This is a genomic window from Pseudomonas batumici, assembly GCF_000820515.1.
Lineage (GTDB): Bacteria > Pseudomonadota > Gammaproteobacteria > Pseudomonadales > Pseudomonadaceae > Aquipseudomonas > Aquipseudomonas batumici.
Genome location: NZ_JXDG01000057.1, coordinates 79,251 through 102,590, shown reverse-complemented (window position 1 = coordinate 102,590; position 23,340 = coordinate 79,251). Strand labels below are relative to the sequence as shown.

The window sequence follows — 23,340 nt, the reverse complement described above, 5'->3', positions numbered from 1 at the left end:
CGAATAGCGTCCGTGACCGGCTTGGCTTAGCCCAGCAGGGTTGCCCAGCCTTCAACCACGTCGCCGCCCCACTTGGCTTTCCACTCTTTCAGAGTCTTGTGGTTGCCGCCTTTGGTTTCGATCACTTCACCGTTGTGCGGGTTCTTGTATTGCTTGACCTTGCGCGCACGTTTGGTGCCGGTGGTTTTCACGGCGCCACGAACGGCTTTGCCGGCTTTGGCCTGTGGGTCCAGAATGTTGATGACATCTGGCAGTGCCTTGTTGTACTCGCCCAGCAGAGTGCGCAGTTTGCTTTCGAATTCCATTTCTTTTTTCAGCGCGCCGTCTTTTTCCATTGCAGCCATTTGGGCTTGCAGTTCTTTGATGGCTTCCTGGGTGGCGTGGTATTTCTGGATCAGGGACATGGACACTACCTTATGATGAGTCAGGACGACAGGGATGCAGTGACGCAATAGTAGTCAGAGTGTTTGGGCAAGTAAACATTTAATAGAGGGTTTATTGCATTTAATTTGAAACTTAGGCGGGCGCTTGTCGCGGACTTAGATGTTTTCGGCGCGGCGGCCAAGAGCGGTCTTGTTGTGCGGATGTTTGAATTATCGGTGCTCTGCGGCGTGTCACTCGCAACGCCACTACACACCGGGGGAGGGTTCGGCGCCGGGCCGGGAATGGGCGCGCTGTGCAACGAATACTGCAGTTTTTCCGCGTACTCGCTAGAATGACGACCTTTGCGAAGTTCTGGAGTTTCCCCCTCATGCGCACTTTCCGGCTGGTGATTGCCTGTCCCGACCGCGTTGGCATCGTCGCCAAAGTCAGTAACTTTCTGGCGTCTTACAACGGTTGGATCACCGAAGCGAGCCATCACTCCGACAACCTCAGTGGCTGGTTCTTCATGCGTCACGAGATTCGTGCCGACAGCCTGCCGTTTGGCCTGGACGCGTTTCGTGAGGCGTTTGCCCCGATCGCCGAAGAATTTTCCATGACCTGGCGCATCACCGACACCGAGCAGAAGAAGCGTGTGGTGTTGATGGCCAGCCGTGAATCCCATTGCCTGGCGGATCTGCTGCACCGCTGGCACAGCGACGAACTGGACTGCCGGATCGCCTGTGTGATTTCCAACCACGACGACCTGCGCAGCATGGTCGAGTGGCATGGCATTCCTTATTACCACGTGCCGGTGAACCCGCAGGACAAGGAACCGGCGTTTGCCGAAGTGTCGCGCCTGGTCAAGCATCACGAAGCCGATGTGGTGGTACTGGCGCGTTACATGCAGATCCTGCCGCCGGAGCTGTGCCGCGAGTACGCCCACCAGGTGATCAACATCCACCACAGCTTCCTGCCGTCGTTCGTCGGCGCCAAGCCCTATCACCAGGCGTCCCTGCGGGGCGTGAAACTGATCGGGGCAACGTGCCACTACGTGACCGAAGAACTGGATGCCGGCCCGATCATCGAACAGGACGTGGTGCGCGTGAGCCACAGTGATAGCATCGAGGACATGGTGCGTTTCGGCCGCGATGTCGAGAAAATGGTGCTGGCCCGTGGCCTGCGTTATCACCTGGAAGATCGTGTGCTGGTGCACGGCAACAAGACCGTGGTGTTCTGACAGCCCGTTGGCGGGCGTGGAGGTTGGGTAATGGCCGATCCGCTCGACAAGGCGACCGCGAAGGCGCCGCCGACCGTGGGTGAAGGCTGTCTGAGCCGTTACGACAGCGAAGCGCTGACTGGCGAGGACGGCACCGAGTTTCCCGGTGCCGCCGAGCTCTGGCAGCAATTGCAGGAAGAGTCGGAGGCAGACAAGCCCACAGACTCTTCAGCGTCGCTTAAATCCTGAAGCTACCCACCAACTGCTTCAACCGTGCGGCCTGCTGTTCCAGGTCGGAACAGGCCCGCAACGTCGATTGCAGGTTCTCCACGCCTTCCTGGTTGAGGGTGTTGATCTCGTTGATGTCCATGTTGATCGACTCGACCACCGAGGTCTGCTCCTCGGTGGCCGTGGCGACGGACTGGTTCATGCCGTCGATCTCGCCGATCCGCTGGGTCACGCTGCTCAGGCGCTCGCCGGCCAGGTTGGCGATTTCCACGCTTTCGAGGCTGTGGCGCTGGCTATGACCCATGGTGCCGACCGATTCCCGGGCGCCGACCTGCAGTTCTTCAATCATGGTCTGGATTTGCTGGGCCGACTCCTGGGTGCGGTGAGCCAGGTTGCGCACCTCGTCTGCCACCACCGCAAAGCCGCGTCCGGCCTCACCGGCCCGGGCCGCCTCGATGGCGGCGTTGAGGGCCAGCAGGTTGGTTTGCTGGGAGATGCTGGTGATCACTTCGAGAATCTGCCCGATGTTCACCGTCTTGCTGTTCAGCGACTCGATGTTGGTGCTTGAGGTGGCGAGCATTTCCGACAACTGGTGCATGGCCTTGATGCTGCGTTCCACCACCTGCTGACCGTCTTCGGCCAGGCCGCGGGCGTCGCTGGCCTGGTTCGAGGCCTGGGCGGCATTGCGGGCGATTTCCTGGGCGGCGGCGCCCAACTGGTTGATGGCCGCGGCGACACTGTTGGTGCGACTGGCCTGTTCGTCGGAGTTGAGCATCGACGAGTTGGAGGCGCTGACCACCCGCAGGGCCACTTCGTTGACGTGCTGGGTCGCCGAGGAGACTTCAGTGATCGAGGTGTGGATGCGTTCGACGAAGCGGTTGAAAGCGGCACCGAGGATGCCGAACTCGTCCTGGGACTCGATCGCCAGGCGCCGGGTCAGGTCGCCTTCGCCGTCGGCGATATCCTGCATGGCGCGGGTCATCACGTGCAGCGGTTGCATCAGCGCGCGGATCAGCAGGCCGAGCAGGGCGATGATGATCAGCACGGCGACGGTGGTGGCGACCACCGCCGAGCTGCGGAACTTGCTGAGCATCGAAAAGGCCTTGTCCTTGTCCACCGACAGGCCGACATACCAGTTCACCGAGGACAGGCCCTTGATCGGGGCGAAGGCGACGATGCGGGTCTTGCCGTTGACGTCGGTTTCGCTGATCTCGTTGCCGATGCGCGGGGTGTTCTGCGGATAGGCATCGCCGAGGCTTTTCATCACCAGGGCCTTGTCCGGATGCACCAGGATCTTGCCGTCGGCGCTGACCAGGAAGGCGTAGCCGTTGCCGTCGAAACGCAAGGCGTTGAGGCTGTCGGCGATGGCTTGCAGGCTCATGTCGCCGCCCACCACGCCGATGCTCTGGCCGGCCTTGCGCACGGTGTTGACGACGGAGATCACCAACTGCCCGGTTGCCATGTCGATATAGGGTTCGGTCAGGGCCGAGCCGCTGCTGTTCTCGGCACTTTTGTACCAGGGCCGGGCGCGTGGGTCATAGCCGTCAGGCATCTTGCTGTCCGGGCGGATGATGAAGCTGCCGTCCTTGTTGCCCAGGAAAGCGCCCATGAAGGTGGCGGTGATGGCCTTCTGTTCCAACAGGTTGGAGACGTTGGCCGGGTCCGCGTTGAGGGCAACCGACTGGGAGAGGTTTTCGATCAGCAGGCTGCGGCCGGTCAGCCAGGTCTGGATGTCGTTCGCGGCGACGCCACCCATTTCATGCAGATAACTGTTGAGGTCATCGCGGATCGCATTGCGTTGCAGGTAGTCGTTGTACAGGGTGAAGAGTGCGAAGGCTGTCAGCACGATCAGCGACGCAGCCAGCAGGATCTTGTGACTGAATTTGAGGTTTTTGTTCATGGCTCTCGAGGTCCGCTAAGGTTTTTGCTGTCCAGGCAGGCAAGGAGGGCGCGCGCCGGACAAGGTTGAACGCAAGCTGATACTTCCTCTACTCCTTAGGGGCTCTGCTCAGGGGAGAGCCGGATTGTTGTTTTGATTGTGTTCTGTGTGGCGCTCTTGCTATCGACCGTGCAGGCGCAAAGATTAGCGCAGGGCTGCGCTGCCCTTGTAGGAGCTGGCTTGTCGGGACGCCGCACCGCAGCGATGAGGCCCTTGAGTCTTGCGGTGCCTATGCGAACGATATCGCCGGCAAGCCGGCTCCTACAGGTTACGTGGTGTTTTCAATATAAGCGGCGTCAGGGGGGAGGGGCAGCTCAGGCCTTGGGCCTGGCGTGGCTGGCCAGGCGCTCCAGGGCGGCGCGCAGGTTCGGATCGCTGATGCCGTCGGCGGTGTCCTGGATGGTTTGCGCCGCACTGACGGACAGATCCATGGTGTGGCCCGCCGCGCCCTGCGGGACGGTCGGTGGCTGCACCTTGAACAGGATGCGGGTCAGGCCGCTGAAGACGTCGAACGCCTGCAATTGCCGTTGCAGGCGTTTTTGCTGGTAGCGCAGGCGGGTCGCCCAGTGCCCGTCGGTGACGATCAGCAGCAGGCTGCCTTCGCGCCACGAGGCCACATGGCAGTGTTCGCGGGCGGCGGGTTGCAGCTGGCTTTCCAGCAGTCGCTGCAAATGCGCGAGGCGCTGGGCATGGCCAAAAATCGCTTTCAGCGGCTTGGCTTCGCGAAGCAGGACGGCGGGTGCCCGGGCCGTGAGAGGGCGAAATGCCATGATTCAGACACCTGAAGAAACAGAGTCGCCATGGTAGCAGAAGCGCCTGCGGCATCGGCGGCCATTGATGTGAATCGTCTTTGGCCCTAAAGTCCGCGGCTAACGTCTGCTCCCGATGGCTTGAAGTTCGGGAAAAAGACCTTACTTTAGAGTGGCCCCGTCAAAGCGCTGTGCCAGTATCGTGGATCAACGCCACTTTCCTCACCGTCGTTTCCGGGTAGAATACTCGTTCGCATGCGGCCATGAGGGCTGCTCGGGCGACTCACCGGGGCCGCCCTCCATCCCTATGTGTGGAAGAACCTGCCGATATGTTTGCGCCTTTGTTAAAGAAACTTTTTGGAAGCAAGAATGAGCGTGAAGTCAAACGCATGCTCAAGACGGTACAGATCGTCAATGCCTTCGAAGAGCAAATGGTGGCCCTTTCGGACGAGCAGTTGCGTGCCAAGACCGAAGAGTTCAAGGCCCGCATAGCCCAAGGTGAGACCCTCGACACACTCCTGCCCGAAGCCTTCGCGGTGGCCCGTGAGGCCGGCAAGCGGGTCATGGGCATGCGCCACTTCGACGTGCAGTTGATCGGCGGCATGACCTTGCACGAAGGCAAGATCGCGGAAATGCGCACCGGTGAAGGTAAAACCCTGGTGGCAACCCTGGGCGTCTACCTCAACGCGCTGTCCGGCAAGGGCGTGCACGTGGTGACGGTGAACGACTACCTGGCCCGCCGCGACGCCAACTGGATGCGCCCGCTCTATGAATTCCTCGGCCTGACGGTCGGCGTGGTCACGCCGTTCCAGCCGCCGGAAGAGAAGCGTGCCGCCTACGCCGCCGACATCACCTACGGCACCAACAACGAATTCGGGTTCGACTACCTGCGCGACAACATGGCGTTCAGCATGGAAGAGAAGTTCCAGCGCGAGCTGAACTTCGCCGTGATCGACGAAGTCGACTCCATCCTGATCGACGAAGCCCGTACCCCGCTGATCATCTCCGGCCAGGCCGAAGACAGTTCGCGCCTGTACACCGAGATCAACAAGCTGATCCCGCGCCTCAAGCAGCACATCGAGGAAGTGGAAGGCGTGGTGACCAAGGAAGGCCATTTCACCATCGACGAGAAGAGCCGTCAGGTGGAGTTGAACGAAGCCGGTCACCAGTTCATCGAAGAGATGCTGACCCAGGTCGGCCTGCTGGCCGAGGGCGAGAGCCTCTATTCGTCGCACAACCTGGGCCTGCTGACCCACGTTTATGCCGGCCTGCGCGCCCACAAGCTGTTCAACCGCAACGTCGAATACATCGTCCAGGAAGGCCAGGTGGTCCTGGTGGACGAACACACCGGCCGTACCATGCCGGGCCGTCGTCTGTCCGAGGGCCTGCACCAGGCCATCGAGGCCAAGGAAAACCTCAATATCCAGGCCGAAAGCCAGACCCTGGCGTCGACCACCTTCCAGAACTATTTCCGCCTGTACACCAAGCTGTCCGGCATGACCGGTACCGCCGACACCGAAGCCTTCGAGTTCCACCAGATCTACGGCCTGCAGGTCGTGGTCATCCCGACGAACAAGCCGTTGGCGCGCAAGGACTACAACGACCTGGTGTTCCTCACCGCCGACGAGAAGTACGCGGCAATCATCACCGACATCAAGGACTCCCTGGCCCAGGGCCGTCCGGTGCTGGTGGGTACGGCGACCATCGAAACCTCCGAGCACATGTCCAGCCTGCTCAACCGGGAAGGTATCGAGCACAAGGTCCTCAACGCCAAGTTCCACGAGAAAGAAGCGGAAATCATCGCCCAGGCCGGTCGCCCTGGCGCCCTGACCATCGCCACCAACATGGCCGGTCGCGGTACCGACATCCTCTTGGGCGGTAACTGGGAAGTCGAAGTGGCGGCCCTGGAAAACCCGACCCCCGAGCAGATCGCCCAGATCAAGGCCGACTGGCAGAAACGTCACCAGCAGGTGCTCGAATCGGGTGGCCTGCAGGTCATCGCCTCCGAGCGTCACGAGTCGCGTCGGATCGACAACCAGTTGCGCGGTCGCGCCGGTCGCCAGGGTGACGCCGGTTCCAGCCGTTTCTACCTGTCCCTGGAAGACAGCCTGATGCGCATCTTCGCCTCGGACCGGGTGAAGAACTTCATGAAGGCCCTGGGCATGCAGCCTGGCGAGGCGATCGAGCACCGCATGGTGACCAACGCCATCGAAAAGGCCCAGCGCAAGGTCGAAGGCCGCAACTTCGACATCCGCAAGCAATTGCTCGAGTTCGACGACGTCAACAACGAACAGCGTAAAGTGATCTATCACATGCGTAATACGTTGCTGGCCGCCGACAATATCGGCGAAACCATCGCCGACTTCCGCCAGGACGTGCTCAGCGCCACCGTCAGTGCCCATATTCCTCCACAATCGCTGCCCGAGCAGTGGGACGTGGCGGGCCTGGAATCGGCCCTGCAGAACGATTTCGGCGTGAAGCTGCCGATCCAGCAGTGGCTCGACGAAGACGATCACCTGTACGAAGAAACCCTGCGCGAGAAGCTGCTCAACGAGCTGCTGGCGGTGTACAACGAGAAGGAAGAGCAGGCCAGCGCCGAAGCGCTGCGTACCTTCGAGAAGCAGATCGTGCTGCGTGTGCTGGACGACCTGTGGAAAGAGCACCTGTCGACCATGGATCACCTGCGTCACGGTATCCACCTGCGCGGTTATGCGCAGAAGAACCCGAAGCAGGAGTACAAGCGCGAGTCGTTCACCCTGTTCTCCGAACTGCTGGACTCCATCAAGCGCGACTCGATCCGCGTGCTGTCCCACGTTCAGGTGCGTCGCGAAGATCCGGCCGAGGAGGAGGCGCGCCTGCGTCAGGAAGCCGAGGCCCTGGCCCAGCGCATGCAGTTCCAGCACGCTGAAGTGCCGGGTCTGGAAGAGCCGGAACTCCTGGGTGAAGAAGTCGACGTCGCCCTGGCCGCCGCACCGGTCCGCAACGAGCAGAAGCTGGGCCGCAACGAACTGTGCTACTGCGGTTCGGGCAAGAAGTACAAACACTGTCACGGTCAGATCAGCTAAACCCTTGCGGGTCTGAACCTTGTAATATCCGCGCCGCGACCGGTACTGCCGTCGCGGCGTTTTTCCATTTGCAACACTGCCCGTTGTGACGGCAGTGCAGACATCACATTGAAAGGAGCGCATTCATGGCTGTTGGTCTTGGTCCTTTGCCCACATTGCACCCGGTTGCCGGTTTTGAACTCGGTATCGCCTCGGCCGGTATCAAGCGCCCCGGGCGCAAGGACGTGGTGGTGATGCGCTGTGCCGAAGGCTCCACGGTGGCGGGGGTGTTCACCCTCAACGCGTTTTGCGCCGCTCCCGTGATCCTGGCCAAGCAGCGTGTCCAGGGCACCGTGCGTTATCTGTTGACCAACACCGGCAATGCCAACGCCGGCACCGGCGAGCCAGGCCTGGCCGCCGCGGCGCGGACCTGCGCCAAGCTGGCCGAACTGGCCGGTGTCGACGAAAGCGCGGTGCTGCCGTACTCCACCGGGGTGATCGGCGAGCCGTTGCCGGTGGAAAAAATCGAAGGGGCGTTGCAGGCGGCCCTGGATGACCTGTCCGTGGACAACTGGGCCGCGGCCGCCACCGGCATCATGACCACCGACACCCTGCCCAAGGGCGCCAGCCGCCAGTTCCAGCATGACGGCGTGACCATCACCGTTACCGGGATCAGCAAGGGAGCGGGGATGATCCGGCCGAACATGGCGACCATGCTCGGCTACATCGCCACCGACGCCAAGGTTTCCCGCGAGGTGCTGCACAACCTGATGTTGGACGGCGCCAATAAGTCGTTCAACCGCATCACCATCGACGGCGACACCTCGACCAACGACTGCTGCATGCTGATCGCCACCGGCCAGGCGGCGCTCCCGGAAATCACCGAGGCCCGCGGTGCGTTGTTCGAGGCGCTGAAAAAGGCCGTGTTCGAAGTGTGCATGGAGGTGGCCCAGGCCATCGTCCGCGACGGCGAAGGGGCGACCAAGTTCGTCACCGTCGAAGTCAACGGCGGCGCCAATCACCAGGAGTGCCTGGATGTCGGCTACACCGTGGCGCATTCGCCGCTGATCAAGACCGCGCTGTTCGCCTCCGACCCGAACTGGGGCCGTATCCTCGCGGCTGTCGGCCGTGCCGGCGTGCCGGAACTGGATGTGAGCAAGATCGACGTGTTCCTCGGCGAAGTGTGCATCGCCAGCCGGGGTGCCCGTGCCGCGACCTACACCGAGGCGCAGGGTTCGGCGGTCATGGCTCGGGAAGAGATCGGTATTCGTATCGAGCTGGGTCGCGGCGAGTGCAGCGAAACCATCTGGACCACCGACCTGTCCCACGAGTACGTGAAGATCAACGCGGAATACCGTACCTGAACCAGCTCCCTGCAGGAGGTTTCAACGTGAAGCGCATCCATGTGGCGGCCGCGGTTATCCGTGGCGTCGACGGTCGCATCCTGATTGCACGCCGCGCGGACAGTCAGCATCAGGGCGGTCTCTGGGAGTTTCCCGGCGGCAAGGTCGAGGACGGCGAAGCCGTCCAGGTGGCCCTGGCTCGCGAGCTTCAGGAGGAACTGGGCATCGCGGTCAGCGCCGCCCGCCCCTTGATCAAGGTGCGGCACGATTACCCGGACAAACAGGTCTTGCTGGATGTCTGGGAGGTTTCGGCCTTTACCGGCGAACCCCATGGTGCCGAGGGGCAGCCGTTGGCCTGGGTTAGTGCGCGGGAGCTGGCGGACTACGAGTTTCCGGCGGCCAACCAGCCGATTGTCGCGGCGGCCCGTTTGCCGGCCGAGTACCTGATCACGCCGGACGGCCTGGAGACGCCGCAGTTGCTCAAGGGCATCCAGAAGGCGATTGCCGGAGGGATCAAGCTGATCCAGCTGCGGGCGCCGAACGGCTATGACCCGCAATACCGCGATCTGGCGGTGGACGCGGTGGGGCTCTGTGCGGGCAAGGCGCAACTGATGCTCAAGGGGCCTTTCGAGTGGCTGGGGGATTTCCCATCGGCGGGCTGGCACCTGACGTCCGCGCAGTTACGCAAGTACGCCAGTGCCGGGCGTCCGTTGCCGGCGGATCGCTGGTTGGGCGCTTCGTGCCATGATGCTGAAGAGTTGGCGTTGGCCGAACAGATGGGTGTGGATTTCGTCACGCTGTCGCCGGTCCAGCCGACGCAGACGCACCCCGAGGCGCAGCCGCTGGGCTGGGAGCAGGCCGGGCAGTTGATCACCGGGTTCAACAAACCGGTGTATCTGCTGGGTGGTGTCGGGCCGAACGAGTTGCAGCGCGCCTGGGAAACCGGCGCGCAGGGCGTGGCCGGTATTCGGGCGTTCTGGCCGCAATAGTGATGTGGGAGCTGGCTTGCCAGCGATGAGGCCCTCAAGTCTTGCATCGCTTGTCCGGCCGCCATCGTCGGAACGCCGCCCGCAGCAAGCCGGCTCCCACAGTACGGTGTGTCACCGCGAAATACCGTCAAGCCCAGACCCCTTGTAGGAGCTGGCTTGCCAGCGATGGGGCCCTTGAGCCTTGCATCGACTGTCCGGCCGCCATCGCCAGCAAGCCGGCTCCTACAGGTTCTGTATCAGTGGGCGACCGGCTTCTTGGCCGCCTCCCACAATATCTCGGCAATCTTCTCGCGTCGCGCTATCAAGCGCGCCGCCACGAACAGCAGGTCCGACAGTCGGTTGATGTAGGCCAGCCCAACACCCCCCAAGGGTTCGACCGCATTCAACTGCTGGCAACGCCGCTCGGCGCTGCGTGCCTGGCTGCGGCAGACATGGGCCTGGGCAATCAGCATCGAACCGCCGGGCAGGATGAAGTTTTCCAGTGGCCCCAACTCTTCGTTCCAGCGATCGATGGCGGTTTCCAGGCGCTGGACCTCGGCGGCGTCGAGGGCCTGGTAGGTCGGCATTGCCAGTTCGCCTCCCAGGTCGAACAACCGATGCTGAATCGGCGCCAGCACTTCGATCAGTTCACTGAGTTCCGGATGGATCACCACCAGCTCCGCCAGCCCGGCCAGCAGCAGCCCCAACTGGCTGTTGAGCATGTCGACCTCGCCGATGGCTTCGATCCGCGGATGGTCTTTCGGTACCCGACGACCATCTCCCAGTCCGGTTTCCCCGGCGTCGCCGGTGCGTGTGTAAATCTTCGACAGACGAAAACCCATGCTCAAGACTCCGCTTTGCTCGGTTCGGGAAGCGCCGCCTGGCTGCCGGCCAACGGCAGGCGCAGGGTCACGCAGGTGCCTGCGCCCGGCGCCGATTGCACTTCCATCTGGCCTTTGTGGTTGTTGGTGATGATGAAGTAGGACACCGACAGGCCCAGGCCCGTGCCCTGGCCGATTTCCTTGGTGGTGAAGAAGGGTTCGAAGGTCCGCTTGCGGATGTGCTCCGGCATGCCGACCCCGTTGTCCTCGACCTGGATCTCGGCCCAGGGCGGATTCAGGCGGGTGCGCAGGATAATGCGCCCGGGTTCGCGCTCGTCCTCACGCTGGTGGATGGCCTGGGCGGCGTTTTTCAGCAGGTTCAGCAACACCTGTTCCAACTCGTTGGCGGTGCCGGGAACCGGGCCCAGTTGCGGGTCGAACTGGCGGAGAATCGCCTGGCCCTTGAAGTCGAAACCGATGGTCAGGTCGAAGTCGTTGCCGGCGATCTCCACGGCCTGGTCGATCAGTGCCGGCAGGTCGCAGGGGGCCATCTCGCGGTTGCTGCGCCGGCTGAAGCTGAGCATGTGGGTGACGATCTTCGCCGCCCGCGCGCCGGCCTGCTGGATACCGTCGAGCAGTTGCGGTACTTCGCGGCTTTGCAGGTAGCGGTTAACGATATCCAGGTCGATGCCGGCCTGTTGGGCGTACTCCTGATTCTTCGGCAGCTCCGACGACAGGCGTCGGCGGATGTTCTGCACGTTGTGCAGGATGGCGCCCAGGGGGTTGTTGATTTCGTGGGCCATGCCCGCGGCCAGCCCCCCCACCGACAGCATTTTTTCCGATTGCACCATCATTTCTTCCAGCGACAGGCGCTGGGAGATGTCGTCGATGCGGATCACCACGCCGCGTCCGGCGCCGCCCATCAGCGGGTAGAAGGTCAGGGCATAGTGACGGGCTTCGTCGTCCTTGATCCAGGTCACCCGCTCGATCTTCGCCACACTGTGCTGCTCGACGGTTTCCTTGAGCTGCGGCAGGAACGGCTTGAGCGGTTCGAAGGCGAGGAAGATCGGCTGGTTCAGCGCTTCGTCCAGCCGTGTGCCGGACAGGGCGCTGGCTTCCTGGTTCCACTGGGTGACATAGAGCTGCTCGTCCAGGGCGATCAGGGCCGAGGGCATGGAGTCGATGATGCTGTTGAGGTAGTTCTGGAATCCCGTGAGCTTTTTCTCGATCTTGCTGCGCACCTGGACTTCGAGTTCCAGCTTGCGGTTGGTGTGGCGGGTTTCCTCGGCCAGACCCTGGGCCTGGTCGTAGGCGGCCTGGGCGTCGTCGCGGGCGCGCTTGAGCTGCTGCTCGCGGGCCTCGATCCGCGACAGCATGGTGTTGAAGGCTTCCGCCAGGCTGCCGATTTCGTCGTGGTTGCCACGTGGGGCGCGCAACGCGTAGTTCTCTTCACGGGTGACCTGGCGCGACAGTTCCTCGAGCTCGTGGATCGGCCGGGTGATCAGGCGCTTGATCTGGCGGGCGATGACCAGCCACAGCAGGATACTGAAGATCAGGATGCCGAGACTGGCGGTCAAGGTGCCGGTGTAGAACGCCACCGGCAGTTCGCTGCTGGCCACCAGCAACAGGTGTCCGGGCGCCGAGCCCGGGCGCGGCATCTCGATCACCTGGTTGCTGCGAAACTCCGTCAGGCGCCAGGCTTCGATGTGACGAAAGCGTTCCGGCAGTTTCAGGTGATCGCCATGTTGCAGCTGCGCCATGCGATCGCCCGGGCCGTCATAGATAGCGGCGGCGCGTAGCGGCGAGTAGCTGTCGAGTTCCTTGAGCAGGGCTTCGGCGGCTTGCGGGGAGTCGAGGGCCTGGCTGACCAGGCTCGGGTTCGCCACCAGCCGGCCGATGGTCTGCAAGGCCTGCGGTGCCATGCTTTCCTGGGAAATCCAATAGGCGGCGCTGATGAACGTCAGGTTGGCGACCAGCAGCACGGTGGTCAGCAGCACCAACAGGGCCGCGAGGAGTTTCTGGCCGACCGGCAGGTTTTCAAGGCGCTGGCGCAGAGGCATCGGTTGTCCTGTTTCGAGAGACGGGGAGAGGCGGGCGGGGTTCGATCGCCCAGCCATCCTTGAGTGTATCAAACCGTCGGTTTGGCCCGGGTCTTTTGCGCGGCTCGGCTCATGTTGACGCGCTCATGTTTACCGGCTTAGGTGCTGGGCAGGCCTTTGGCCGTCAGGTGGGCCACCAGTCGGTTGTACAGGCGGCTCAGGTGCGGCAGGTTGAGGTGATGCCGTGCGGCGGCCGCGCAGGCATAGCCCAGCAGGTAGCCGATTTCGGTACGCCGTCCCTGGGCGACGTCCTGGTACATGGAGGAGTAGTTCGCCGCCGTGGCCTGGATCACCCGTTCCACTTCGCTGGGCAGGTCCAGCGCGGCGGCCGGCTGGCCGCAGCATTCGAGCAGTTCGGCCAGTTCGGCGCAGAGCGTGGCGACTTCGCAATGATGTTCCAGCAAGCCACCGTTGCGGCAATCGTAGAGCACCGTCAGCGGGTTGATGGCGCAGTTGAGCGCCAGCTTGCGCCAGAGCCGGGTGAGGATCTGGGTGTTCCATTCGTGGGGGATGCCGGCGAGGGTCAGGTCATCGAGCCAGTAAGGTGGCTGGGGATGGGCGACGTCCCCCAACCAGGTGAAACCGTGGCCGGCGAACACCACGCGCCAGTCACCGTCGCGAAAGGCGCCTTCGGTGCTGGAGGCGAACAGGCAGCGCGCGTGCGGTACCCGGGCCGCCACCGCGTCCTGGCTGCCGAGGCCGTTTTGCAGCAGCAGCAGATCGGCGCCGGGGGTGAGTCGTGAGGCGAGGCGGGTGACCGCCGCTTCGGCGTCGTAGGCCTTGCACGCCACCAGCAGACGCTCGATGGGGGTGTCGGCGTCGAGGGTCTCGGCGGCAATGGCAAAGCGTTGTTCCTGGCCCTGTTCGACCAGGGTCAAGCCGCCCGCCGCTTCGTACGCCGCCAGCCGCGCGGCGTCACGCAGGATCAGCTTGACCGGCAGGCCGGCCCTGGCCAACCGGGTGGCCCACAGGCTGCCCAGGCTGCCGGCGCCCAGTACATGCCAGTGGGTGCTCATCAGCTGCGGGCCGGCAGGCGTTTGGCGCTGACCACGCCGCCGGCATAGGATTCGAGCAGCAGTCCCTCGGCTTCGTCCATCAGGGTCTGCGGGTCCAGGGGGAAGCACTTGCTGTCCAGGCCGACCAGGCTGATGCCGGCCTTGAGCTCGATGGAGCCGGCGTTGGTCATGAAGGTCTTGAGGTTCAGGCCGTCGTGCAGGCGCTTGAAGCTGCTGGGGGCGCACTCCTGAAGGTCGGGCGGCAGGGTCATCAGGACGAAATGCCGCTCGTCCAGGCGGGCCAGCACATCCAGCGGGCGCACCAGTTGTTGCAGGCGGCGGGCGATGGCTTGCAGCAGCTCGTCGTAGAGGTCGTTGCCATACTGGCGTTGCAGCGACTCGGCCTGTTCGATACCGATCAGCAGGTAGCAGATGGCACCGCCGCGGGCCTGGACCTGGCGCAGGCTGTCGGTGAGCTTCTGGCGCAGATAGCGGGCATTGCCCAGGCCGGTCAGGGAGTCCACCAGGTTACGCTGTTCGAGGCTGGCGATGTTCTGGCGCAGCAGGCGGTTTTCCTGGCGCAGGCGCTGTAGGGTGTTGCACAGGCGGTCGGCGGCGAGTACCCGGGTCTGCAGATGGCGGTCGACATCGGCCGGGGCGAGCAGGTCGTCGATGTCGTTGTCCGAGGTCTCGTCCAGCAACAGCGCGGGCGATTGTTCGCTGATGAGGATCACGTAGGTGTAGTGATTGTTCATCTCGTCCCGTTGTCGGACCTTGGCGGCCAGCGCCAGACCTGCGCTTCCTGCGCAGATCAGCAGGCCGGCGGCCCGCTGGTCGAGTTGCTCCAGTGCCAGGACGCTGTCATTGGCCTGGCGGATATCCTGATAACCCATGCGCTGGAGGCTGCTGCCCAGCGTACTGCTGGCCAGCTTCTCATCGCTCACCAGCAAAATGCTCAGATCCGGGTTCGGCATGGGTCGCTCACAAGTGATTGAGTGGGAAGAACCGCTATAATGCCCCCGGATTTTAACCGTCAAACCAGGCGCGCTCCATCGGTATTGAGCCGCGCCGACTTTATTTTGGAGAAATACGATGCCGTCGTTCGACGTGGTATCCGAACTGGACAAGCACGAAGTCACCAACGCCGTCGAGAACGCCGTCAAGGAGCTGGACCGTCGTTATGACCTCAAGGGCAAGGGTTCCTTCGAGTTCAAGGACAAAGAGCAGACCGTGATCCTGACCGCCGAGGCCGAGTTCCAGCTCGAAGCCATGCTGGAGATCCTGCGCATGGCCCTGGTCAAGCGCAAGATCGACGTCAAGTGCCTTGAAATCAAGGACGCCTATGCGTCCGGCAAGGTCATGAAGCAGGAAGCGACCTTCAAGGAAGGGATCGACAAGGACACGGCGAAGAAAATCGTCGCCCATATCAAGGACGCCAAGCTCAAGGTCCAGGCCGCCATCCAGGGCGAGCAGGTGCGGGTCACCGGCAAGAAGCGCGACGACCTGCAGGAGGCGATTGCCAACCTGCGGGCCAAGGAGTTCGACGTGCCGCTGCAATTCAACAATTTCCGCGACTGATCTAGTCTGTCAGGGAACCTCTGGGAGTTATCAGCGTCGGAGGGCCCAACCACGGTGAAACGATGGGTTGCGCAGTGCGGCCGTCGTTTCGCCGGGTCATCGTAGGGTAACCGGAGAGAACAATGGATTTGAACGCGCAAGTGGATCACTGGGTCAAGGTTTCAGAGGCCTGGATCCCGATGATCATGCAATACGGCAGCCGTCTGCTGCTGGCCATCGTCACCTTGTGTATCGGCTGGTGGCTGATCAACGGCCTGACCCACCGCGTGGGCAGGTTGCTGGCATTGCGCAATGCCGACCTGGCATTGCAGGGGTTTATCAGCAGCCTGGCGAACATCGGCCTCAAGGTGATGTTGATCGTCAGCGTGGCGTCGATGATCGGCGTGGAGACCACCTCCTTCGTCGCAGCCATCGGTGCGGCGGGCCTGGCCATCGGCCTGGCGTTGCAGGGCAGCCTGGCGAATTTTGCCGGCGGGGTGTTGATTCTGCTGTTCCGGCCGTTTCGTATCGGTGACTGGATCGAAGCCCAGGGCATCAGCGGAACGGTGGACAGTATCCAGATTTTCCACACCATCCTGCGCACTGGGGACAACAAGACCGTGGTGGTGCCCAACGGCAACCTGTCCAACGGGATCATCACCAACTACAACCGTCAGTTGACTCGTCGGGTGGTGTTCGACGTCGGCGTGGATTTCCAGGCGAATCTGCAGGAGGCCCGCGAGGTGCTGCTGGAGATGGCGAAGGACCGGCGGGTGTTGGCCGATCCGGCGCCAGTGGTCGTGGTGGCTACGCTGGGGGCTCACTCGATCACGGTGTCCCTGCGGGTGTGGGTCAATACGCCCGATTACTGGGACGTGCTGTTCATGTTCAATGAGCAGGCGCGGGACCGCCTGAAAGCGGCGGGGATCGATATTCCGTTTCCGCAGCAGGTGGTGCGGATGGTGCAGGAAGAGTCGGTGAAGTGATCGAGGTCTTGATGCCTGGCCGGTGAGGGGGCATCAAGGATCAGCGTTCAGGTCTCATGTTGTGAATACCCATTCGAAAGCACACTGGCCCTTGTAGGAGCCTGGCTTGCCAGCGATGAGGCCCGCAAGATCGATGCAGGCCTTGCGGGCCTCATCGCCAGCAAGCTGGCTCCTACAGGGTTTTGCGGCGTTTTCAAGGTTTCACTTATTCAGCGGACCGGTACTGGGGCGAAAGCCCTTTTTTTGTGCCCGTAGTTAAGGGAAGAGAGGGATAACTATCACGCTTGCTATTTATTAGCTGGCTATCAAGTTGCTCTGCTCAATCACGACGCAATAAAAAAGGCCCATCACCAGGATGGGCCTTTCTTCAAACGAGTGTCACATCATCCAGCAAGTAATCGGGTGATTACAGGATGGTGATTGGGTACTCGGTGATCAGGCGGAACTCGTTGATATTGCCTTCGCCATCGTCAGCATTGCCACGGTGCCAAGCTTGACGTGCACGGAAGGACAGATCCTTCAGAGGACCAGACTGGACAACGTACTTGGCTTCCAGGTTGGTTTCGAAGTGATGGCCGTCTGCGCCATAGATAGGGTTGCCCTTACTATCGCGATATGCACCGTTAACGTCTGCACCGGTGCCGTCGATGCCTTGGCCGTGGACATAACGAGCCATGAAGCTCAGACCTGGGACGCCGTACTCAGCCATTTTAATGTCATAACGGGCCTGCCAGGATTTTTCGCCTGGGCCGTTGAAGTCGGAGTACTGAATCGAGTTAGCCAGGAAGATCGAGTCACCACCTTGGTTCCCCTTGCCACGCTCCACACCGATGTAGTCGAATGGGGTGTTGCCGTTAACCTTCTGGAACGCCACAGTAATGGTGTGTGCCTTCAGGAACGAATAGGCGGCTGCCAGCGAGAAAGCGTTGTTGTCGATCTTGCCTGCCTTCGCCGCACCGGCATCGTCTGTATGATACAGGTTGAAATCGAAGTTCAAGGACTGGTCAGTAGCCAGTGGCAGGGTGTAGTTGACGTTGGTGTAGTACTGGTTCCAGATATCCTTGAGCTTGGCACCGTACAGGGAGGCAGTCAGGTTGTCGTTGATGGCGTACTTACCGCCAACATAGTCGATGCTCTTGGCCGTAACACCTGCATAGGTGGCAAACAGGTTGCCCTGAAGCGAGGTGTAGTCCGAGCTGCTACCGGCATAGAAATGACCGGCTTCGAGATCCAGGTCTTTAACTTCACTGCTCTGCAGTTGGAAGCCACGAGCGGTCTGTTGGAACAGACGGCTGCCGCCGACGGCGAATACTGGTGCCGTGGTAGGAGTGAAGTCGCCGAATTTCAGCTCGGTTTTGGAGATGCGAACGCGGACGTCCGCGCCTGCTTTACCAAAGCTGTTGTTGACGCCATTTGCGCCATGGCTCAGGTTGCCGGTACCCACGTGGGTGTTGTCACCGTCAAGCTTGAAACCAGCATCACCAAAGGCGTCGACACCTACACCGACGGTGCCTTGGGTATAGCCAGAGCTGAATTTGCCCAGTACGCCTTGGGACCAGTCTTTCTGGTCGACGCCACCATCTTTCTTGTCCCGGTTGAAGTAGTAGTTCTTCAGATTCACACCAAACGAAGAACCTTCAACGAAACCCTTGGCATCGGACTGAGGGGTTACGAACGGGTCGGCCATAGCCACTTGCGAGCCTGCTGCGGTAACAGCCAGGGCGATCATGCTCCACTTCATCACGCGCATCGTGATTTGCTCCTTTGGTTTTTAGGAAGAGTACTGCCGTCCCACCTGTATTTTTGTCTGGGCGGCTCTTTCTTTTTTGTGTCGGCGCAAACTTATATCACGTCGACAAACTTGGCGATACTTGCACACCTATCCTTGCGGCTTCTTTACGAGCCTGTCGCAAAAAGCTAGCTCCATGTCGCAAATTCACAGCCCTTTTGCTACGGGCTGTACAACTTCAGCGCTGTTTCAAACGCATGAGCATAGAAGCAAAGGGTCTGTCTATGTTCAAGCCCTGAACTCTCCATGGGCGCACTGTGCAGCGTTGTTACGATGTCGCAGGAGCTTCAGCTTCCGGGCAGACCCTCTGTCGCGACTATTGATTCAGTAATGCAACAAGCATGCACAAAGTGAAAAAAATGTAAGAAAAAAAATTATCAGGCACCGTCATCGCGCTGAAACCCTTATGAAACCTAGGGACGGCGGCGTTTGCGCGGGCACTTGACGTACTGCTTTTCCTTGTGCTGCTAATCCGTTGAAAATCCATGGAAAGCAAAAAATGTTACCGGTCCACACTCCGACTGGGTAGTCGGTGGGTGAGGCGTGCACTGATAGTAGTCGTAGTGTGCGGTTTTGGTGCAAAAAACTGATCCGCAGTGTCGACGGGGGCGGCGGGTAACAGCAAGGTGTGCTTTTTTGTCCCTTGAGTCAGGCACCGCCCTCGATGACGTAGGCAAAGGATTTCAGACAAAGGTGACATTTTTGTGGCGATCTGGGGCTTTTTCTGGCTGGTGTGTAATTTTGTGGTCTTTCTGGTTCCGGGAAAACGTTGACTGTTCCATTCTGGAGCACTAGTGCCCCGTATTCGCCCATTTGCCGGTGTCGCTTGCCTGGGCCGTGAATCGGCGGCTGATCACGGGTATCCTGACGGCCTGTAAACCTATCAGTCATGCAGGAGTATTCACGGTGTTCGTTCTCGATTCGCGTCTTCAACAAGACACCTTGCCGTTGGGCGACCTGCCGTTGTGCCGAGTGCTGCTGTCCAATGATTCGAACTATCCCTGGTTCATCCTGGTGCCACGGCGTGCGGATATCAGCGAAGTGTTCCAACTGGAGGCAGCCGATCAGTTGCAGTTGTGGCAAGAGACCACGGAGTTGGCGCAGTTGCTCCAATCGGTCTTCCAGGCGGACAAGATGAATGTCGCGGCCTTGGGCAATGTGGTCAGCCAGTTGCACATGCATGTGATTGTCCGTCGGCGCGACGATGTGGCATGGCCGGCACCGGTCTGGGGCAAGCACCCGGCCCAGCCTTACAGCGATGAGGAAGTTGCGCGGATTCGCGAAAAGTTGCGCGTGGCCTTCCAGCATGACCCGCGTTTTGTGCAGGCGGTTGTATGAACCTTGAAGATCGCGTGACCGAGTTGGAAAGTCGCCTGGCGTTTCAGGATGACACGATCCAGTCGCTCAATGATGTGCTGGTGGAGCAGCAGCGCGTGGTCGAGCGTCTGCAATTGCAGATGGCGGCCCTGCTCAAGCGCCATGAAGAAATGATGGGGCAGTTCGGTTCTTTCGAAGAGGACGCGCCGCCGCCTCATTATTAAGTCAATCCGTCGACATAAAAAAACGCGAGGCAGCCCGGCTGCCTCGCGTTTTTTTGTGGCCGATCAGCGACGCGGCAGGGCTGCGATCACGTCTTCGGCTTGCAGGCCCTTGTCCCGGTTCATCACCGAGAACTCCACGCGCTGGCCTTCGACCAGTACGCGGTGGCCTTCGCCACGGATGGCGCGAAAGTGCACGAAAATATCATCGCCGGAATCGCGCGAGATAAAGCCGAACCCTTTGGAGGTGTTGAACCACTTCACGGTGCCGGTATCGCGATTGCTCATGTCGTAGTTGTGCGGTGCCGCCGCCGGGGAGGATTTCTTGTAGAAACTCACCGCCAGGTGCAGCAGTACGGCAATCACGGCGGCCAGCAGGCTCAGGAGCACGGCGGGTTGGCCGCCGATCTGGGTCAGGGGGGCGAGCAGGGTGAGGATTTGCAGCGCCACGGCGACGATCAGCAGGATGCTGACCAGGATTTGCAGTTGATGCCGTGGACCCTTGTTCCAGTAGGGGATGACTGGCGCGAGGGTGAGGTTGAGCAAGCCGAAGAATGCCAGGTACAGCGCATCGGGTTGTTGCAGGTAAGGCAGGGCTTCGGATCGCAGGCTGGGGATAAAGGACAGCAGCAGGGCGACAGCGCCCGTTAGCAGGTGGACGATTTTCAACATTTTTATTGACTCACTCAAAGACGGATCACAAGGAAGAGCGGGTGGCACACGGTTCGCTTCTGAAAAAAGGTGAGGCGCTGGACACGTGTGATCATCCGCCTATGCGCCACTGCCAGAGATTCGACAGCGACGACACCGTCTCTATTTAACAGCAAAGCCCAGGCCTTCTCAAACTTCGACGCCGGGCCGCTGTCGGAGAACTTGCAGCGGGGCAGGGCCGCTGTCGGCAAAGTCCGCGGGCCAGACGCTTGCAGGCGTTCGCAGGTGCCCGCTCCCGGGCTTTTCGTTGTTCTTCTTTATTTAATGGACCCTTCCTACAGTGGCTGTAGTGCAGTCTGCTGGATAGGGTTTTTTACTTAATGTTTTATGTCAGGAGGTTTGCCAGGAACGCCTTTATTCAAAGGCGTGCAGCGACGGAGTGCGATGAAAATGGTTCAGTGGGTGGGGCATGAGGTGGGGAGTTCCGGTTGTTTGCGCAAGACCCGGGTGGATCCCCTGTTGCTGGATTTCGATATTGGGTTGGCGAAGCCGGTTTCGCGTTCGGTGCGTTTGAATGGTTTTGCCACCTGCTTGCGTCTGGAGGAGGTTTACTGGAAGGTATTGGCCGATATCGCCAATACCCATGAATGTACGGTCAATGCCTTGCTGTCCAATGTGGATATGGAGGTTCACCTGCGTTATGGCGGGGTGAAGAATTTCAGCGGCCTGATTCGGGTGGTGTGTGTCGTGCACCTGCTGACGCTGGGCGGTTTGTCCCGGGCGATCTAGGCCTGGCCGGGCGTCTCGGGGGATTCGCCAGGCCCCGGGCGGGTGCGCTGACCGGTCCACGGCTGCAAAGGCTCGATTTAACGGATATAATCCCGCTCTTTGCTGCATGGCCCGTCCCGGGCTCGGGCAGCAGTGATGTCGTTATCCGATTGCCGAGACGCCCCATGCCCATGTACGACTACCAATGCGCTTCCTGCGGTCATCAACTGGAAGCCATTCAAAAGATCAGTGATGCACCGCTGGTCGACTGCCCGGCCTGCCAGGCACCGCAATTGAAAAAAATGCTCTCCATGCCGGGTTTTCGCCTGAGCGGTACCGGCTGGTACGAGACGGATTTCAAGACCGGCAGCAAGAAAAACCTGGCAGGTGGCGATAAAGCCGACTGAAATAAGCGACACGAGCGGGCACTTGTCGCGTTGCCAAGACAAGACCTCCACCGAATTCGAATGACTAGAAGCGAACCACGACCATGATGCGCAGCCATTATTGCGGCCAACTGAACGAGAGCCTGGAAGGCCAGGAAGTCACCCTTTGCGGATGGGTCCACCGTCGTCGCGACCATGGCGGGGTGATTTTCCTCGATATCCGTGACCGCGAAGGTCTGGCCCAGGTGGTCTTCGACCCGGATCGCGCCGACACCTTCGCCGCCGCCGATCGCGTGCGCAGCGAGTACGTGGTCAAGATCACCGGCAAGGTGCGTCTGCGTCCGGCCGGTGCCGGCAATGCCAACATGGCCTCCGGTGCCATCGAAGTGCTGGGCTATGAGCTGCAAGTGCTGAACGAAGCGGAAACCCCGCCGTTCCCGCTCAACGAATACTCCGACGTCGGCGAGGAAACCCGCCTGCGTTATCGCTTTATCGACCTGCGTCGCCCGGAAATGGCCGAGAAGCTGCGCCTGCGTTCGCGCATGACCACCAGCATCCGCCGCTACCTGGACGAAAACGGCTTCCTCGACGTCGAAACGCCTATCCTGACCCGTGCGACCCCGGAAGGTGCCCGTGACTACCTGGTGCCGAGCCGCACCCACGCCGGCAGCTTCTTCGCCCTGCCGCAATCGCCGCAGCTGTTCAAGCAACTGCTGATGGTGGCCGGCTTCGACCGTTACTACCAGATCGCCAAGTGCTTCCGCGACGAAGACCTGCGCGCCGACCGCCAGCCGGAATTCACCCAGATCGACATCGAGACCAGCTTCCTCGATGAAAAGGACATCATGGGCCTGACCGAAGGCATGATCCGCAACCTGTTCAAGGAAGTGCTGGGTCTGGAATTCGGCGAATTCCCGCACATGACCTGGGACGAGGCCATGCGTCGCTACGGCTCCGACAAGCCGGACCTGCGTATCCCGCTGGAACTGGTGGACGTCGCCGACCAGCTCAAGGACGTTGAATTCAAGGTGTTCAGCGGCCCGGCCAACGACCCGAAATGCCGCGTGGCCGCCTTGCGCGTCCCGGGCGCGGCGAGCATGCCGCGCAGCAAGATCGACGACTACACCAAGTTCGTCGGCATCTACGGTGCCAAGGGCCTGGCGTACATCAAGGTCAACGAACGCGCCAAGGGCGTGGAAGGCCTGCAGTCGCCGATCGTCAAGAACATCCCCGAGGCCAACCTCAACGTGATCCTCGATCGCGTCGGCGCGGTCGATGGCGATATCGTGTTCTTCGGTGCCGACAAGGCCAAGATCGTCAGCGAAGCCCTGGGCGCGCTGCGGATCAAGGTCGGTCACGACCTCGAGCTGCTGACCTGCGAGTGGGCGCCGATGTGGGTCGTCGACTTCCCGATGTTCGAAGAGAACGAAGACGGCAGCTTCACCGCCTTGCACCACCCGTTCACCGCGCCGAAGTGCTCGCCTGAAGAGCTGGCGGCCAGCCCGGCCACCGCGCTGTCCCGCGCCTACGACATGGTGCTGAACGGCACCGAGCTGGGTGGCGGTTCGATCCGTATCCACCGCAAGGAAATGCAACAGGCGGTGTTCCGTCTGCTGGGCATCGGCGAAGCGGAACAGGAAGAGAAGTTCGGCTTCCTGCTCGACGCGCTGAAATACGGTGCTCCGCCCCACGGTGGCCTGGCCTTCGGCCTGGACCGCCTGGTAATGCTGATGACCGGCGCCCAGTCGATCCGCGAAGTGATCGCGTTCCCGAAAACCCAGAGCGCGGCCTGTGTCATGACCCAGGCACCGGGCCTGGTGGACGCCAAGGCGTTGCGCGAGTTGCATATCCGCCTGCGCGAAACCCCCAAGGCAGAGTAAGACGGACCCGAGGGCGCATC

Annotated in this window: 21 protein-coding genes; 12 read left to right on the top strand and 9 right to left on the bottom strand. The window is 61.3% G+C overall.

Going from position 1 to position 23,340, the window contains the following annotated elements; all coding sequences use genetic code 11:
- Window positions 1–26: 26 nt before the first annotated feature.
- Window positions 27–404: a histone-like nucleoid-structuring protein MvaT gene (gene mvaT / locus UCMB321_RS21560; RefSeq protein WP_040070505.1), complete on the bottom strand. Its 378-nt coding sequence runs from the start codon at window positions 402–404 to the stop codon at window positions 27–29.
- A gap of 347 nt (window positions 405–751) precedes the next feature.
- On the opposite strand from mvaT, the gene purU reads away from it, so the two are divergent.
- Both purU and UCMB321_RS21550 read left to right on the top strand, forming a co-directional pair.
- A complete protein-coding gene (gene purU / locus UCMB321_RS21555; protein WP_040070504.1) occupies window positions 752–1,600 on the top strand; it encodes a formyltetrahydrofolate deformylase in 849 nt (282 codons plus the stop codon).
- A 30-nt stretch (window positions 1,601–1,630) separates the two neighbouring features.
- On the top strand, window positions 1,631–1,828 hold the full coding sequence (locus UCMB321_RS21550) for a hypothetical protein (RefSeq protein WP_040070503.1): 198 nt from the start codon (window positions 1,631–1,633) through the stop codon (window positions 1,826–1,828).
- Here UCMB321_RS21550 and UCMB321_RS21545 read toward each other — a convergent pair.
- Entirely contained in the window at window positions 1,818–3,707 is a 1,890-nt protein-coding gene (locus UCMB321_RS21545) for a methyl-accepting chemotaxis protein (protein WP_040070501.1), read from the bottom strand. The two genes, UCMB321_RS21550 and UCMB321_RS21545, sit on opposite strands and share 11 nt — an antisense overlap.
- Before the next feature lie 353 nt (window positions 3,708–4,060).
- On the bottom strand, window positions 4,061–4,516 hold the full coding sequence (locus UCMB321_RS21540; protein ID WP_040070500.1) for a DUF721 domain-containing protein: 456 nt from the start codon (window positions 4,514–4,516) through the stop codon (window positions 4,061–4,063).
- A gap of 308 nt (window positions 4,517–4,824) precedes the next feature.
- On the opposite strand from UCMB321_RS21540, the gene secA reads away from it, so the two are divergent.
- The 3 genes from secA (at window position 4,825) to UCMB321_RS21525 (ending at window position 9,871) form a co-directional block, all read left to right on the top strand.
- Entirely contained in the window at window positions 4,825–7,560 is a 2,736-nt protein-coding gene (gene secA, locus UCMB321_RS21535) for a preprotein translocase subunit SecA (protein ID WP_040070498.1), read from the top strand.
- Window positions 7,561–7,685: 125 nt separating this feature from the next.
- A complete protein-coding gene (argJ, locus tag UCMB321_RS21530; protein ID WP_040070497.1) occupies window positions 7,686–8,903 on the top strand; it encodes a bifunctional glutamate N-acetyltransferase/amino-acid acetyltransferase ArgJ in 1,218 nt (405 codons plus the stop codon).
- 26 nt (window positions 8,904–8,929) lie between these two features.
- Window positions 8,930–9,871, top strand: coding sequence for a Nudix family hydrolase (locus UCMB321_RS21525; RefSeq protein ID WP_040070496.1), 942 nt, complete (start codon window positions 8,930–8,932; stop codon window positions 9,869–9,871).
- A 236-nt stretch (window positions 9,872–10,107) separates the two neighbouring features.
- On the opposite strand, the gene UCMB321_RS21520 is transcribed toward UCMB321_RS21525, so the two are convergent.
- The 4 genes from UCMB321_RS21520 to UCMB321_RS21505 all read right to left on the bottom strand — a co-directional run bounded on the left by UCMB321_RS21520 (window position 10,108) and on the right by UCMB321_RS21505 (window position 14,739).
- A complete protein-coding gene (locus UCMB321_RS21520; RefSeq protein ID WP_040070495.1) occupies window positions 10,108–10,692 on the bottom strand; it encodes a cob(I)yrinic acid a,c-diamide adenosyltransferase in 585 nt (194 codons plus the stop codon).
- Window positions 10,693–10,694: 2 nt separating this feature from the next.
- The gene (locus UCMB321_RS21515) at window positions 10,695–12,731 is read right to left on the bottom strand and encodes a sensor histidine kinase (RefSeq protein ID WP_040070494.1); all 2,037 of its coding nucleotides are present in this window, start codon (window positions 12,729–12,731) and stop codon (window positions 10,695–10,697) included.
- 137 nt (window positions 12,732–12,868) lie between these two features.
- Window positions 12,869–13,786, bottom strand: coding sequence for a putative 2-dehydropantoate 2-reductase (locus UCMB321_RS21510; RefSeq protein WP_040070493.1), 918 nt, complete (start codon window positions 13,784–13,786; stop codon window positions 12,869–12,871).
- Window positions 13,786–14,739, bottom strand: a complete 954-nt coding sequence (locus UCMB321_RS21505) for a diguanylate cyclase domain-containing protein (protein ID WP_040070492.1) — start codon at window positions 14,737–14,739, stop codon at window positions 13,786–13,788. Before UCMB321_RS21505 ends, UCMB321_RS21510 begins: the two co-directional genes overlap by 1 nt.
- Before the next feature lie 118 nt (window positions 14,740–14,857).
- On the opposite strand from UCMB321_RS21505, the gene UCMB321_RS21500 reads away from it, so the two are divergent.
- Complete coding sequence (locus UCMB321_RS21500; protein ID WP_040070490.1) at window positions 14,858–15,343, top strand: YajQ family cyclic di-GMP-binding protein; 486 nt, start codon at window positions 14,858–14,860, stop codon at window positions 15,341–15,343.
- Window positions 15,344–15,465: 122 nt separating this feature from the next.
- Window positions 15,466–16,308 carry a mechanosensitive ion channel family protein gene (locus tag UCMB321_RS21495; protein WP_040070488.1) on the top strand — a complete coding sequence of 281 codons (843 nt, stop codon included), beginning with the start codon at window positions 15,466–15,468 and terminating at the stop codon, window positions 16,306–16,308.
- Between the two features lie 406 nt (window positions 16,309–16,714).
- On the opposite strand, the gene UCMB321_RS21490 is transcribed toward UCMB321_RS21495, so the two are convergent.
- On the bottom strand, window positions 16,715–18,058 hold the full coding sequence (locus tag UCMB321_RS21490) for an OprD family porin (protein ID WP_040070487.1): 1,344 nt from the start codon (window positions 18,056–18,058) through the stop codon (window positions 16,715–16,717).
- A gap of 945 nt (window positions 18,059–19,003) precedes the next feature.
- On the opposite strand from UCMB321_RS21490, the gene UCMB321_RS21485 reads away from it, so the two are divergent.
- Both UCMB321_RS21485 and UCMB321_RS21480 read left to right on the top strand, forming a co-directional pair.
- Window positions 19,004–19,435 (top strand): HIT domain-containing protein, encoded by a 432-nt coding sequence (locus tag UCMB321_RS21485; RefSeq protein ID WP_040070486.1) that lies wholly within the window; start codon window positions 19,004–19,006, stop codon window positions 19,433–19,435.
- Window positions 19,432–19,638, top strand: a complete 207-nt coding sequence (locus UCMB321_RS21480) for a SlyX family protein (RefSeq protein WP_040070485.1) — start codon at window positions 19,432–19,434, stop codon at window positions 19,636–19,638. Before UCMB321_RS21485 ends, UCMB321_RS21480 begins: the two co-directional genes overlap by 4 nt.
- Before the next feature lie 63 nt (window positions 19,639–19,701).
- Here the strand turns inward: UCMB321_RS21480 and UCMB321_RS31625 are convergent, their stop codons facing one another.
- Entirely contained in the window at window positions 19,702–20,307 is a 606-nt protein-coding gene (locus tag UCMB321_RS31625) for a cold-shock protein (protein WP_040070483.1), read from the bottom strand.
- Window positions 20,308–20,736: 429 nt separating this feature from the next.
- On the opposite strand from UCMB321_RS31625, the gene UCMB321_RS21470 reads away from it, so the two are divergent.
- The 3 genes from UCMB321_RS21470 to aspS all read left to right on the top strand — a co-directional run bounded on the left by UCMB321_RS21470 (window position 20,737) and on the right by aspS (window position 23,320).
- Window positions 20,737–21,075 carry a ribbon-helix-helix domain-containing protein gene (locus UCMB321_RS21470; RefSeq protein ID WP_040070534.1) on the top strand — a complete coding sequence of 113 codons (339 nt, stop codon included), beginning with the start codon at window positions 20,737–20,739 and terminating at the stop codon, window positions 21,073–21,075.
- 164 nt (window positions 21,076–21,239) lie between these two features.
- Entirely contained in the window at window positions 21,240–21,461 is a 222-nt protein-coding gene (locus tag UCMB321_RS21465; RefSeq protein ID WP_040070481.1) for an FmdB family zinc ribbon protein, read from the top strand.
- An 83-nt stretch (window positions 21,462–21,544) separates the two neighbouring features.
- A complete protein-coding gene (aspS, locus tag UCMB321_RS21460) occupies window positions 21,545–23,320 on the top strand; it encodes an aspartate--tRNA ligase (protein ID WP_040070480.1) in 1,776 nt (591 codons plus the stop codon).
- The last annotated feature ends 20 nt before the right edge of the window (window positions 23,321–23,340 follow it).

Coding starts and splice junctions, on each gene's coding strand:
- mvaT (WP_040070505.1), bottom strand. CDS start 404: ATGTCCCTGATCCAGAAATACCACGCCACCCAGGAAGCCATCAAAGAA.
- purU (WP_040070504.1), top strand. CDS start 752: ATGCGCACTTTCCGGCTGGTGATTGCCTGTCCCGACCGCGTTGGCATC.
- UCMB321_RS21550 (WP_040070503.1), top strand. CDS start 1,631: ATGGCCGATCCGCTCGACAAGGCGACCGCGAAGGCGCCGCCGACCGTG.
- UCMB321_RS21545 (WP_040070501.1), bottom strand. CDS start 3,707: ATGAACAAAAACCTCAAATTCAGTCACAAGATCCTGCTGGCTGCGTCG.
- UCMB321_RS21540 (WP_040070500.1), bottom strand. CDS start 4,516: ATGGCATTTCGCCCTCTCACGGCCCGGGCACCCGCCGTCCTGCTTCGC.
- secA (WP_040070498.1), top strand. CDS start 4,825: ATGTTTGCGCCTTTGTTAAAGAAACTTTTTGGAAGCAAGAATGAGCGT.
- argJ (WP_040070497.1), top strand. CDS start 7,686: ATGGCTGTTGGTCTTGGTCCTTTGCCCACATTGCACCCGGTTGCCGGT.
- UCMB321_RS21520 (WP_040070495.1), bottom strand. CDS start 10,692: ATGGGTTTTCGTCTGTCGAAGATTTACACACGCACCGGCGACGCCGGG.
- UCMB321_RS21515 (WP_040070494.1), bottom strand. CDS start 12,731: ATGCCTCTGCGCCAGCGCCTTGAAAACCTGCCGGTCGGCCAGAAACTC.
- UCMB321_RS21510 (WP_040070493.1), bottom strand. CDS start 13,786: ATGAGCACCCACTGGCATGTACTGGGCGCCGGCAGCCTGGGCAGCCTG.
- UCMB321_RS21505 (WP_040070492.1), bottom strand. CDS start 14,739: ATGCCGAACCCGGATCTGAGCATTTTGCTGGTGAGCGATGAGAAGCTG.
- UCMB321_RS21500 (WP_040070490.1), top strand. CDS start 14,858: ATGCCGTCGTTCGACGTGGTATCCGAACTGGACAAGCACGAAGTCACC.
- UCMB321_RS21495 (WP_040070488.1), top strand. CDS start 15,466: ATGGATTTGAACGCGCAAGTGGATCACTGGGTCAAGGTTTCAGAGGCC.
- UCMB321_RS21490 (WP_040070487.1), bottom strand. CDS start 18,058: ATGCGCGTGATGAAGTGGAGCATGATCGCCCTGGCTGTTACCGCAGCA.
- UCMB321_RS21480 (WP_040070485.1), top strand. CDS start 19,432: ATGAACCTTGAAGATCGCGTGACCGAGTTGGAAAGTCGCCTGGCGTTT.
- UCMB321_RS31625 (WP_040070483.1), bottom strand. CDS start 20,307: ATGTTGAAAATCGTCCACCTGCTAACGGGCGCTGTCGCCCTGCTGCTG.
- UCMB321_RS21470 (WP_040070534.1), top strand. CDS start 20,737: ATGGTTCAGTGGGTGGGGCATGAGGTGGGGAGTTCCGGTTGTTTGCGC.
- UCMB321_RS21465 (WP_040070481.1), top strand. CDS start 21,240: ATGCCCATGTACGACTACCAATGCGCTTCCTGCGGTCATCAACTGGAA.
- aspS (WP_040070480.1), top strand. CDS start 21,545: ATGATGCGCAGCCATTATTGCGGCCAACTGAACGAGAGCCTGGAAGGC.